The sequence below is a fragment of the Vibrio qingdaonensis genome (assembly GCF_026191675.1).
In the GTDB taxonomy this organism is placed as follows: Bacteria; Pseudomonadota; Gammaproteobacteria; order Enterobacterales; family Vibrionaceae; genus Vibrio; species Vibrio qingdaonensis.
In genome coordinates, this window is the sequence record NZ_JAKRRY010000012.1 from 92,940 (window position 1) to 105,974 (window position 13,035).

At 45.8% G+C, this 13,035-nt stretch carries 11 protein-coding genes; 5 read left to right on the forward strand and 6 right to left on the reverse strand.

Annotation, left to right across the window (positions count from 1 at the left end; all coding sequences use genetic code 11):
- Positions 1–425: 425 nt before the first annotated feature.
- The 6 genes from MD535_RS10980 to MD535_RS11005 form a co-directional block, all read right to left on the reverse strand.
- A complete protein-coding gene (locus MD535_RS10980) occupies positions 426–1,397 on the reverse strand; it encodes an alpha-L-glutamate ligase-like protein (RefSeq protein WP_265675077.1) in 972 nt (323 codons plus the stop codon).
- Between the two features lie 3 nt (positions 1,398–1,400).
- Positions 1,401–2,906, reverse strand: a complete 1,506-nt coding sequence (locus MD535_RS10985) for an inactive transglutaminase family protein (RefSeq protein ID WP_265675078.1) — start codon at positions 2,904–2,906, stop codon at positions 1,401–1,403.
- Positions 2,907–2,960: 54 nt separating this feature from the next.
- Positions 2,961–3,695 carry an ATP-dependent zinc protease family protein gene (locus tag MD535_RS10990; RefSeq protein WP_265675079.1) on the reverse strand — a complete coding sequence of 245 codons (735 nt, stop codon included), beginning with the start codon at positions 3,693–3,695 and terminating at the stop codon, positions 2,961–2,963.
- Positions 3,696–3,844: 149 nt separating this feature from the next.
- Positions 3,845–4,822, reverse strand: coding sequence for a tRNA 5-methoxyuridine(34)/uridine 5-oxyacetic acid(34) synthase CmoB (gene cmoB / locus MD535_RS10995; RefSeq protein WP_265675080.1), 978 nt, complete (start codon positions 4,820–4,822; stop codon positions 3,845–3,847).
- Between the two features lie 20 nt (positions 4,823–4,842).
- A complete protein-coding gene (gene cmoA / locus MD535_RS11000; RefSeq protein WP_265675081.1) occupies positions 4,843–5,571 on the reverse strand; it encodes a carboxy-S-adenosyl-L-methionine synthase CmoA in 729 nt (242 codons plus the stop codon).
- Between the two features lie 171 nt (positions 5,572–5,742).
- Positions 5,743–6,657 (reverse strand): DUF72 domain-containing protein, encoded by a 915-nt coding sequence (locus MD535_RS11005; RefSeq protein WP_265675082.1) that lies wholly within the window; start codon positions 6,655–6,657, stop codon positions 5,743–5,745.
- Between the two features lie 222 nt (positions 6,658–6,879).
- Here MD535_RS11005 and aspS point away from each other — a divergent pair, with 222 nt between their 5' ends.
- The 5 genes from aspS (at position 6,880) to ruvB (ending at position 12,811) form a co-directional block, all read left to right on the forward strand.
- Complete coding sequence (aspS, locus tag MD535_RS11010) at positions 6,880–8,655, forward strand: aspartate--tRNA ligase (RefSeq protein WP_265675083.1); 1,776 nt, start codon at positions 6,880–6,882, stop codon at positions 8,653–8,655.
- Between the two features lie 205 nt (positions 8,656–8,860).
- Positions 8,861–9,382 (forward strand): crossover junction endodeoxyribonuclease RuvC, encoded by a 522-nt coding sequence (gene ruvC, locus MD535_RS11015; RefSeq protein ID WP_250617064.1) that lies wholly within the window; start codon positions 8,861–8,863, stop codon positions 9,380–9,382.
- A gap of 195 nt (positions 9,383–9,577) precedes the next feature.
- On the forward strand, positions 9,578–11,020 hold the full coding sequence (locus tag MD535_RS11020) for a methyl-accepting chemotaxis protein (protein ID WP_265675084.1): 1,443 nt from the start codon (positions 9,578–9,580) through the stop codon (positions 11,018–11,020).
- A gap of 132 nt (positions 11,021–11,152) precedes the next feature.
- The gene (gene ruvA, locus MD535_RS11025; protein ID WP_265675085.1) at positions 11,153–11,773 is read left to right on the forward strand and encodes a Holliday junction branch migration protein RuvA; all 621 of its coding nucleotides are present in this window, start codon (positions 11,153–11,155) and stop codon (positions 11,771–11,773) included.
- A gap of 30 nt (positions 11,774–11,803) precedes the next feature.
- On the forward strand, positions 11,804–12,811 hold the full coding sequence (gene ruvB, locus MD535_RS11030; RefSeq protein WP_265675086.1) for a Holliday junction branch migration DNA helicase RuvB: 1,008 nt from the start codon (positions 11,804–11,806) through the stop codon (positions 12,809–12,811).
- Positions 12,812–13,035: the final 224 nt, after the last annotated feature.

A 13,035-nucleotide genomic window follows, 5' to 3' on the forward strand; every position in this document is an offset into this window, starting at 1 on the left:
TGGTCGCACATTATTAGGCGCGGCAAATATAAAGGGTGAGAAGTCGAAGGCGCAGTGAATTAATGCAAATATAAATTTACCTATAGATCAGGCTTTTAGTGTGGTGTTAAGGGTTTGAGCTCGTGGAGTGAGGGTTGTTAACACGCTAACGGATTGTTTTGATAGATTAATGCTTGATTGCCAGGAAGGTTATGGATGGCGTGCTATTGTCTGGGTGAATGCTAAATGGTTTGGTATTTTTGATGTTTTGCAGATAAGTGACTGATACTTAATAATTTACTTGATGTGTGATTTTTTAATGATTCTAGAGGAAAGAAATCGAAAAGTGAGATCTAGCGCAAACATGATGTGGTGTAATCGGTTTGCCAGTACTTTTATCAAAAAAACGGTGGGCAATAACCCACCGTTTTGTTCTGTTTTACTGGCTACTCGTTATGGTGGCCAAACATTTTTGCCGCATACTCAACACGTTCTTCCGGTGTTGGGTAGTCAAATGGGTTTGGTGTCCCAAGTGATTCAATATGCTGTAGGCGAGGGAGTAAGCCACACCCGTTAGCAATCTGAATGGCTAAGCCAGGACGTGCGTTAAGCTCTAATACCATCGGACCTTCTTCACGGTCAAGCACCATATCGGTACCCATGTAACCAAGCGTTGTCATTTCATACGCGCTAGAGGCAAGTGTCAGCAGACGCTTCCAGTGAGGCACCACCAACGTTGCCAGTTCTTTACCGGTATCAGGATGCAATGTCACGGGTTGGTCATATTGCACCGCACGAACCGCTTTACCGGTTGCGATGTCAATACCTACCCCTACCGCGCCTTGGTGCAAGTTGGCTTTACCGTCAGACATTGAGGTAGAGAGTCGCATCATGGCCATAACGGGGTAGCCTTGGAATACAATGATTCGTACATCAGGCACACCCTCATAACTGAAGCCGTCAAAACAGTCATCAAATTTGATAAGGTTTTCAACGACGGCTACGTCGTTCTTGCCACCAAGAGAGAACAAACCAGCAAGAGCGTTACTGATGTGGCGCTCTACATCGACTTCGTTAATCGTTGCACCAGAGGGTTTAGTGTAAACACCATCTTTGTGCTCAGTGACGACCAATATGCCTTTACCACCACTACCTTGAGCGGGCTTAATCACAAAGCCAGGCCAGTCTTTCACCATCTTGTGAACTTTTTTAACTTCAGCTTGGCTACGAATGACGCCGATAAGGGCAGGCGTTGTTGCGCCTGCTTTTTCAGCGATGATCTTCGTTTGCAGCTTGTCATCAACCAGCGGATACTTAGAGCGATCATTGTACTTACTAATGTAGCTATGATTGCGCTTGTTCATTCCCATAATGCCACGTTCGCGTAGCTTGAACGGACTGGTAATCTTATTCAACATAGATTAGTCCTCCGTCAGAGGTTTGAATCGACGTAGCTCTGTTAGACGGTAACCAGTGTAAGTACCGACCAAAAGAATGGTGCCAAGGATAACCAGTTGCAGCCCGATAAAGTTGAACGTGAGATGCTGAATGTATGGATTGGTCATCGCAACATAAACCATCACTGCCGTTAGCAGAGAACCGCCACCTTGTAGCACAACCTCTTTTACGCCTTCTTCTTCCCACAAAATAGACATACGTTCGATTGTCCAAGAAAGGATAATCATAGGGAAGAAGGTAATGGATAGCCCTTCGGTAAGGCCGATCTTAAAGGCCACTACAGTAAAGACGGAGATAATCAATATAACGGTGATGATTACCGCCGATATTCGGGCAACGAGCAGCAAGTTAAGTTTGGACAGGTAACTTCGAATCACCAAGCCAGTACCAACAATAAGCAAGAAACCGACAATACCCGTGACCAGTTGTGTTTGTACAAATGCCACCGCAATCAATACCGGCATAAAGGTGCCTGATGTTTTCAAGCCAACCAACACTCGCAACAAAACAACGATAAGCGCACCAATTGGGATAAGCATGATGGTCTTAAACATTGCTTGCTCTTCCAGCGGTAGGCTGTGAATCGAGAAGTTAAGTAGGTTGTCAGAATCGACCTTACTGTCGGTGGCTTCTTGAGCACTGACTTCTTGAGCAATCATCGTAAAGTGTACTTTACTGTCTTTACCACCGACCACATCAAGTAATGAAACGTTAGACTCATCCCAGACGAGAAGGTTTTTCTTCTTCTCGCCTTCATTGGCTTCTGGTGCGAAAATCTGCCACTTAGCGCCATCCCAGACTTGGATCATTTGTTGGATGGATTGACGACGGCGACCATCTTCCAGCTCGATGACACCAACCACTTTGCTAGGAATCTCAGCGTACGCTAACAATTTTGCCGCTGCTTGAGTCTTGTTCATCGTATTAAGAATGAGGGCAGAGTTTTGACTATCTACGTCATTGAGGGTTTTGATGAGCTCACGGGTAAACGTGATGTTGTCCGATGAACGACTGTTTGCTCGCTCGATAAGCGCGGTTGCAGCGGCTTCTTCAGGCCCATCGAATGTTGGAATAACGATGTCACCCGTTGGTGGTTCTGAGTTGGCGACGGCTTGGTCATCGACAAGGAATTGAGTTTTGTAGTAGATAGTTTGCGGTCCATGAGCTTCACGAATAGACCATTCTGCTCGTCGACCTGCGTCTGTTTCAACGTAAGAAATGCCGTAACCTGGCGAAGACGCCGACTCACTAATGAGTGTAAAGCCTTCTTGCGTGTATGGCGCGGCTAAAGAGACTTTAGCGGGTTGGCCAGTCGCGTTAAACTCGACTCGGGATTCAATGTCCCAAACTTGACGAGCTTCGCCTGGGGTCCAAGGTACGCCGTAGGTTTCATGTCGAAGGACACTAAGCGCGATACCTATTGCAATCAGCACACCAACTGATAGAAAAAATGGAATACGTGAAGTCATAAACAACCTTATTATTGTAATTTACTGTCCCTGAGAGTGTTATTCAAAAGAGATTCATTCGTTAGAAGAAAGTATATATTGCTGACTAACGTCAACTAAAGCAATATCTTTGATGAATTCTCTTCCTAGTAATATAGGGTGGGTCATTTGAGAGCGATCTGCCAGTGTAAATTGCGCTTTTTCATGGATATTTCCAACACGGATCCACAATTCGATAACGGCGCGACGTTCGGCCTTTTCATTCGTAGATTGACGAATTTTAACATAACGAATAACGGGCGCCTCAATCCAACGCTTGTCTTGTGTTTTCGCTTTGTCATCGAGGAGGTGGAATTTTACCCACTGTTTGCCATCGCGCTCAAAAACTTGAATGTCGATAGCATTAAGAGATGAGGTGACAGCACCCGTATCAACGCGAGCATCGAATCGGCGATTGAGAATATCAAGGTCGACCTTTTCAACCGAACCTAAAACGACAGGCTTAGATGGACTTATATTGCGAGCAGGGGTGGTTTGTTTTTTCGGCTCAGCCAACTTTTCTACGGCTGAGTCTTGGTTGTTTTGCAGTGTTTCGATGCGCTTAGTCAGCGCAATCACTTCAGATTCAAGGCTATCAATATAGTCGCTTTGATTGCTTAGTTGTAGATCCAAATTCGTAAGGCGATTATCAAGGTGTTGTTCGGAGTTCTTGATCGCATTTAAGGTACTTTGGTGAAGTTCTTGGTGGTTTACAGAAGCGCAGCCAGCGAGAAGAGTGATGGCGACAAGCGGTACCAAGCGTTTGTACATCTTAAATCCTAAACAGTTGTGGTAAATTGGAATGAATTGAGGCGGATTTTAACGCATCGAATAGGGAGTGCGATACTCCCTATTGTCAGAGCTGCGTCAGACTTATAAGCCTTTGGTAAATATCATAAGAAATGAGAAGCCAAGTGAATTTAGTTGCTTGGATTGTCAGCGACGAGGATCGCTCTTCGTGGGGCTGGGTAGCCTTCAATCGTCTTTGTTGGATCATTGGGATCCAGATAATCAGGTAAAGAGTTATGCGTCATCCACTCAGTCGTGCGTTGCTCGCCGACTGACGTCACGTTTTCGTCCACAATGCGTACATTCTCAAAGCCTACTTTTTCTAACCACACTTTTAGCGCAGGCGCAGATGGGAAGAAGTAAACGTTGCGCATTTGTGCATAACGGTCAAACGGGACAAGTACGGCGTTTTCATCGCCATCAATCACGAGAGTCTCAAGAATTAACTCGCCACCGGGAACTAACTGGTTTTTGAGCTGGATCAGGTGGTCAAGTGGAGAGCGACGGTGATAGAGCACACCCATGCTAAAAACCGTATCAAAGGCTTCAAGCTCTGGTAGCTGCTCAATTCCTAACGGCAATAAGTGCGCTCGCTGGTCATCGCCCATCAGCTTGCGAATGGCTTCAAACTGGACCAGAAACAGGTGCGATGGGTCGATACCCACACAAAGGCGTGCACCTTCGCCTAGCATGCGCCACATATGGTAGCCATTACCACAGCCAACATCTAAAACTGAGCGATCTTTGAGTGGCGTGATGTGGGGTAATACACGATCCCATTTCCAATCTGAGCGCCACTCAGTGTCAATGTGAATATCATGGACAGTATAAGGCCCTTTGCGCCAAGGGTGGAATGTACGAAGTAGGCTTTCTAGCTTCTTCATTTCACCGACGGGCAGTGCGTCTGAATTGGAAAGCGTGACGCTGGTTTTTAGGTCAATGTTATCCGGAGTACCCGTTTGGATTTTCGCCAAAGCTCGTAGCCAGCGGTCGAAATCGCCATGTTGGGCATTTTGCCAGTCTGTCAATTGTTGAGGAAGAACCGTTAGCCATGGTTGTAAACGCGTGTCTTGGGCAATGAGTTGATAAAAATTTGCAAAGTTAAACATGGGACTCTCGATATATTGACTTATTTGATGGCGAACATAGAACCAAAATTGAAACACTGGAACCAGACTTCAGAGCTACTAAAACCAATGTCATTAAAGCGTTGCTTATGCGTGGCGATAGAATCAGGGCGCATCACGTTTTCAATAGCGCTGCGCTTTTGACTGATTTCGAGCTCGCTATAACCGTTGGCTCGTTTGAAGTCATGGTGAAGGTCGATTAATAACTCATGCGCGGTGTCATCTTCAAAGATGTACTTTTCTGACAAAATTAGAATGCCACCCGGGCGCAGACCTTCATAAATCTTTTCTAGTAGGGTCTGCCTGTCTTCAGGCGATAAGAATTGCAAAGTAAAATTGAGTACAACCACCGATGCATTCTTAATCTCGATGTTGCGGATATCCGCCTCAATCACATCGACAGGCGTATCGGAACGATAGGCGTTAATGTGCAACTTGCAGCGCTCGACCATTGCTGAAGAGTTGTCGACGGCAATAATTTTGCAGCCTTCTTGCTGGATATGGCGACGCATAGAAAGCGTTGCGGCACCAAGAGAGCAGCCAAGATCGTAGACAACAGAATGAGGTTTGGCAAAACGCTCCGCCAACATACCGATAGCAGAAATGATATTGCTATAGCCCGGTACGGAACGTTGAATCATGTCTGGGAAGACTTCAGCCACCCTTTCATCAAACGTAAAATCGCCAATTTTCGCGATAGGGGCAGAGAATATCGTATCTTTGTTTTCCATGTCGTCTCTCTCATTCTGTAGACGTAATAAAAAGGCGCGCATTTTACGCTATTCAAGTGTACTTGTCATTATATGAAGCCATTCTTTACTCACCGTGGCTACAGGTGGTGTGAGTAGGTTGCTCTTATCGATAAAGGTAACCGTTAGTACTTATGACATCGCAATGAGTACTTAAAACATCGCAATCTGATGTTCATCAGCGTTAGGAGGAAAAGACGCTAAAGAGGGCAAAGATATCGGGTGATTGGCACCAGGTACTTGATTGATACCAGGTACTTGTCCTATATGCTGTTGTAACTGCGTATATAATTGCAGCGCCAATTCTGGAGCGTACTGATTATCCGGAGTGTGAATCATGAGATAGGGCTGTTTGCCTTGGGCAATCCATTCTGGCAGTTTGCTCAGCCAGGGTTTGAAAAATGGATTGTTTGCTTCGAGATCGGGATGACCAATAAACCGAATCATGGGGTGTTGCCCAGTAGAAATGGCATGAACCGGTACTTTGGGCTTGTTATTGTGAGCGTCTATCACTGCTGGTGAGTTGGGTTCAGCGGCAAATACTGGGCGGCTATCCATGATGATTCGATCAATGCCATGCTCAAGTAGCCATTGATTGAGCGCTTTCTCGTGCGGGCCCTTTTGAAAAAAGGCCGGGTGGCGAACTTCCACACCTAATGGCATATCGTTAGGGAAATACTGGCAAAATGATTGCAGAGCAGGGAGATCGTTAGGGCCAAAGCGGCGTGGGAGCTGAATGGTCAGCATGCCCAGCTTTTCTCTTAGCGGTGACATCGTGGCTAAAAAATCGTGGAGTGGCGCTTGGCAATGTCTTAGTTGTTGCTCATGGGTAATGGATTTTGGCAGTTTAAACGTAAAGCGAAAGTGTTCGGGTGTCGCTTTATTCCAATTATTCACCGTGTTGTCGCTTGGGGTCGCATAGAATGTCGTGTTGCCTTCTACAGTATGGAATACCGACGCGTAACGCTCGAGCCTTTGGCTCGATTTCGTGCCAGAGCCATAAAACGAATGAAGCCAATCATTATGTGACCACATCGTCAGGCCCAACCGTAAACTTAGCTCACTCATATTACCTTCTACTGCGCTTTTGTTGATATTTTGTCCGTTTAACTAATCAGACTAAGTCTGACGGCAATTAAACACAATAAAACTGTCAAATTAGGTCGATTTTAGACGATTTTCCGAGTATAAATGAACCTTTAATTTTGTATGTGGGTATTGTGGTTGTTTCCATCGCCGCTTCTCGTACAATTTGATTTTAATTAATAATTGGAAATTGGGAAATTCATTATGCGTAGCCATTACTGTGGTCACCTGAACAAGTCCCTTGCAGGACAAACTGTAGATTTGTGCGGCTGGGTTAATCGTCGCCGTGATTTAGGCGGTCTTATCTTTATTGATATGCGAGATCGTGAAGGTATCGTTCAGGTAGTTGTCGATCCAGATATGGCGGATGTGTTCGAATTGGCAAGCCAACTTCGTAACGAATTCTGCATCAAGCTAACGGGCGAAGTTCGCGTTCGTCCAGACAGCCAAGTGAATAAAGACATGGCAACGGGTGAAGTTGAAATTTTGGCGTCTGGCCTAGAAATCATCAACCGTTCTGACGTGCTACCTCTTGATTTCAACCAAACGAATACAGAAGAACAGCGTCTTAAGTACCGTTATATCGATCTTCGTCGCCCAGAGATGAGTGACCGTATTAAGTTACGTGCTAAGGCATCAAGCTTTGTTCGTCGTTTCCTAGATGAAAATGGCTTCCTTGATATCGAAACACCAGTACTGACCAAAGCGACGCCAGAAGGCGCACGTGATTACCTAGTACCAAGTCGTGTTCATAAAGGGTCATTCTACGCATTACCGCAATCACCACAGTTGTTCAAACAGCTGCTAATGATGTCTGGTTTTGACCGTTACTACCAAATCGTTAAGTGTTTCCGTGATGAAGACTTGCGTGCTGACCGTCAACCTGAATTTACTCAAATCGATATCGAAACCTCATTCATGTCGGCTGAGCAAGTTCGTGAGACAACAGAAAAAATGGTTCGCGACATGTGGCAAGAGCTGCTTAACGTTGACCTAGGTGATTTCCCTATCATGCCGTTCTCTGAAGCGATTCGTCGTTTTGGTTCAGATAAGCCTGATTTGCGTAACCCGCTTGAACTTGTTGATATTGCAGATCTAGTAAAAGATGTTGAATTTAAAGTCTTCTCTGGTCCAGCAAATGACGAGAAAGGCCGTGTTGCGGTTATCCGTGTACCAGGTGGCGCATCACTGACTCGTAAGCTCATTGATGGCTACGGTGAGTTTGTTGGCATCTACGGCGCGAAAGGCCTAGCGTGGATGAAAGTGAACGATCGTGCTGCGGGCGCAGAAGGGGTTCAATCGCCAGTGGCTAAATTCCTAAGCGAAGATGTAATCAACGGTATTCTAGAGCGCACTGGTGCAGAATCTGGTGACATCATCTTGTTTGGCGCAGACAAAGCAAACATCGTGGCAGAAGCCATGGGTGCACTACGTCTTAAGCTTGGTAAAGATCTAGAGCTAACCGACAACGCAGCGTGGAAACCACTTTGGGTTATCGACTTCCCAATGTTTGAAGAAGATGATGAAGGGAATCTGCACGCGATGCACCACCCATTCACATCGCCTCTAGGCATGACAGCGGAAGAGCTAAAAGCAAATCCAGCGGCGGCAAATTCAAATGCTTACGATATGGTTATCAATGGCTACGAAGTGGGTGGCGGTTCTGTCCGTATTCACAATGCAGAGATGCAGTCAGCGGTATTTGGTATCTTAGGTATTGACGATGTTGAGCAACGTGAGAAATTTGGTTTCTTACTTGATGCGCTTAAGTACGGTACACCACCTCATGCCGGTCTTGCATTCGGTCTAGACCGTCTAGTGATGCTGTTATGTGGCACAGAAAACATCCGTGATGTGATTGCTTTCCCTAAAACAACCGCGGCGGCGTGTCTATTAACGGACGCACCTAGCCTGGCTAACCCAGCATCGTTAGATGAACTGGCGATTGCAGTGAAAGCAGCAAAGAAAGACGCAGAATAGAAAGTCTTAGCAACGTTGGTAAACGAACATGACCAAGGTTGCTCGCTTTTGATGACTGACTTTCGTCTGTTGCTCTTTTGGCAACATCGATGATAGTGAGTAAAAAGATCCCGCTAAGGCGGGATTTTTTTTATCTGATTTACGGATAGTAAAATGAAGTTTAGGTATAGTGAAACAAAGCTTAGGAGCGACAGCGTTGTAATTTATGTCAATTATTCTTGGTATTGATCCCGGATCGCGTATTACGGGCTATGGTGTTATTCGGCAACAGGGCCGACACTTGTATTATCTTGGCAGTGGCTGCATTCGTATGTCCGAAAAAGAGCTGCCCGGACGCTTGAAACAAATTTACGCAGGGGTGAGTGAAATTATCACTCAGTTCCAGCCGGACGTATTTGCGATTGAACAAGTGTTCATGTCGAAAAACGCCGACTCAGCACTCAAACTTGGGCAGGCGAGAGGCAGCGCAATTGTTGCTGCCGTTAATCACGATTTGCCAGTTCACGAATACGCCGCTCGACTGATTAAACAAGCGGTGACGGGCTCGGGTGGTGCCGACAAGGTACAAGTTCAGCATATGGTGATGAGCATGTTAAAGTTGGCAGCAAAACCCCAAGCGGATGCGGCAGATGCGCTGGGAGTGGCGATTTGTCATGCGAACACTAACAAAACACTGATTGCATTAGCGGGCAAAGCCACCGGAGCCAAACGAGGGCGTTATCGTTAGTCAGCGTACGATGGTTAGCGTTAGCTATCACTCTGGCGGTAGCCATTATTCTAACCTTAGCATTTGCATCGCTGATATTAACAAGCTTAACGATAGCTAGCCCACAGTTTCGAGCCAAATCAGAAAAAGCCATTGTTAAATTATTGTTAACTTCTATAATTGGTCCGATGAGTTAAGTCAAAGGACCAAATAACAATGAAAAACAACGTCATATGGCACTACTTTATTTTAGATTCTGATCGCCTAGCGCATATTCAACTCAGAAAAGCAGAGATCACCGCGGTATTTGCCATTGTTGCACTGGTCGTTGGCCTATATAGCGCGATTAAATGGCATGGCAATGGTCATGCTGCGTTGTTTGCCACATCCTTGCTATTAATTTTCCTCGAGTGTGTGTCACTAGCGTTGCTTCGTTGGACTCACGGAATCACCATAGCGCTGAATGTGGGTTTTCTCGGTATGACAAGCCATGCACTCAACATCATTTATCAGAGCGGTGGCATTGTTGATTCTACCCAAGCATTTTGGGCACCGTTGCTTATTGTTGCTTTTTACCTGTCCGCATCACGCATTATGGCGTTAACTTGGAGCGTAGGGATTGTATTGATCACCGGCACGTTGACGTATCTGCACACTAGCGGTTATAGCTTCCCGCAAATACAACTTTCTGCCAGCAAGCACAACATTGAAATCTGGTCAGGGATGATTCTACCGTTATTGGTGATTTGTTTTGCACAAAGCTTTACCTCAAAACAGAAAGAAAGCGCCATTACTCGTGCAGAAAAAGCGCTACAAAATAGTCAGTTACAAGGAGAGAAAGCCACGCAAGGACAAGCGAAATTAGATGCTACCTTCGTGGTTGTTAATGAAAGCGTAGAAGAGCTTGATGGCGTGATACACCACGTAAACACGCAATCGTCTCAGCTGAAAGACAACGTGCAGTCACTCGGGCTAAACAGTGCCTCGCAAGCAAGTGCGGCAGAAGAGATGAGTCAACAGCTAGAACAACTCTCAGCCTTTACGCAAGACTCGGTGGTGTTCATGTCGCAAGTCATGCAACAAACCGAAGCGATAAAAACGCAAGCGGAAAGCAGCAGCGAAATGCTCAACGCATCAACGCAAGCGATCACTAATATCGATAAAAGTAACCAAAAAGTCGTCTCGGTGATGGAGCTTATTACGACCGTGGCGGATCAAACCAATCTACTCGCGTTAAATGCCGCAATTGAAGCTGCGCGAGCGGGGGAGCACGGCCGGGGCTTTGCCGTGGTTGCCGAACAAGTGAGGGAACTGTCTTCTAAAACCAGTAATTCAGTAGAAGAAATTCGTGCGTTAATTGGGGATAGCCAGCGTGAGATTAATTCTGGTCAGCAGACGATCCAAACGACAGTGACGGAATTGAGTCAAATGATCCAACAGGTGCAAGTGATCTCAACGGAAATAAGCGACCTGAGTCAACTGGTCAGCCAGCAGAATCAGGCCATTGGCGAACTGGATCAAGCAAGCAGTGAAGTGGCTCATTCGGTGGCGGACAGCAAGTCGGTTGCCGATGATATTCAAATTATTACCGAGCAGCTCAATCAGCAGATTAATGAAGGAACAGAATTGTCAGAGCGGTTACGTACGGTACTCGCTTAAACACCAATAAAAACACGGTTAACCAACAAAAATACAGTTATTGGCTCATCAGCTCCCTTCTAAAATAACTGGATACCCATCCAGTTATTCTATATCCTAAGTCCTATTACAAATAGCATGAGAAATTAAACTGTGATAGGACGATTACGCGGAATTCTAGTAGAAAAGCAGCCACCTGAGCTCTTAATTGAAGTCGGGGGCGTAGGCTATGAAATTCAAATGCCAATGAGCTGTTTTTATGAATTACCAGAAGTCGGCGAAGAAGCCATCATTTACACACATTTTGTTGTTCGTGAAGATGCTCAGTTGCTATACGGTTTTAATTCTGTCAGCGAAAGAGCCCTATTTAGAGAAGTGATTAAAGCCAATGGCGTGGGCCCTAAACTTGGTTTAGGTATTCTGTCTGGCATGTCAGCGAGCCAGTTTGTTTCTTGTGTTGAACGTGAAGACATTTCTACGCTAGTGAAGCTTCCTGGTGTCGGTAAAAAGACCGCAGAACGTTTAGTGGTTGAAATGAAGGACCGTTTGAAAGGGTGGGGCGCAGGGGATCTGTTTACGCCTGCAACCGATGCCGCACCAATGGATGGGATGGAGTCGTTGCGCTCAGCAAACAGCGCAGAAGATGAAGCGGTCGGCGCTTTGCTTGCTCTTGGCTACAAGTCAGCACAAGCAACAAAAGTTGTCTCGCAAGTGGCGAAACCAGGAATGAGCAGTGAAGCGCTTATTCGTGATGCATTGCGCTCAATGGTGTAAGCTTAGTAGCGATTCAATAGAGATAAAAATATGATTGAAGCCGATCGCCTTATAGCCCCAGAAAATCCCGTTTTTAAAGACGAGGATGTCATTGATAGGGCAATTAGACCAAAAAAGTTAGCCGACTACGAAGGTCAGCAGCATGTTAGTGACCAAATGGAGATCTTCATTAAAGCAGCGCAGCTGCGAAATGAACCGTTGGATCACTTATTGATCTTTGGTCCGCCGGGTTTGGGTAAAACAACTCTTGCTAATATCGTTGCCAATGAGATGGACGTTAATATTCGCACCACGTCTGGTCCGGTGTTAGAAAAAGCCGGTGACTTGGCCGCGTTGTTGACCAACCTTGAAGAAAATGATGTGTTATTTATTGATGAAATACATCGATTAAGCCCAATGGTTGAAGAGATCTTGTACCCAGCGATGGAAGACTATCAGCTAGACATCATGATAGGCGAAGGTCCTGCGGCGCGTTCGATTAAAATTGATCTCCCACCTTTTACTCTCATCGGCGCGACGACCCGAGCAGGGTCCCTAACGTCACCGTTACGTGACCGTTTTGGTATTGTGCAGCGTCTTGAGTACTACAAAATTGCCGATTTGCAGCGCATCGTGCAAAGAAGCGCCGCTTGTCTTAACTTATCAATGGAGCCGGAAGGCGCGTTAGAAATAGCACGTCGTGCTCGTGGTACGCCTCGTATCGCTAACCGGTTGCTTCGCCGAGTTAGAGACTACGCCGAAGTAAAAGGTGATGGGCACATTTGTTCGGATATTGCTGATAAAGCCCTTAACATGCTGGATGTCGATCACCAAGGCTTTGACTATATGGACCGTAAGCTATTGCTCGCCATTATGGAGAAGTTTTCTGGGGGACCGGTTGGTTTAGACAACCTTGCCGCGGCGATTGGTGAAGAAAAAGACACCATTGAAGATGTCATTGAGCCTTATCTCATTCAACAAGGCTACTTGCAGCGTACTCCACGTGGAAGAATTGCGTCAGATCGCGCGTATCTGCATTTTGGTATCGATAAGTCATAACGCTCATTCATTGCAACAATCGATAATTACAAAATCATTTTTTGTTTTTGTTACTACTCATTAGCATGCAGTTAATATAACACTGCATGCTAATGGCGCATTATAGGTGCGCTACCTACCATCATCTTGCTCTATTGATTTTACTATAACCCCTTACTACTAAAGGGTTGCTTCTCGTAATCTGCGCTTTCTCGCTGCTCCCCAATCTCGTTACAAATGCCGAC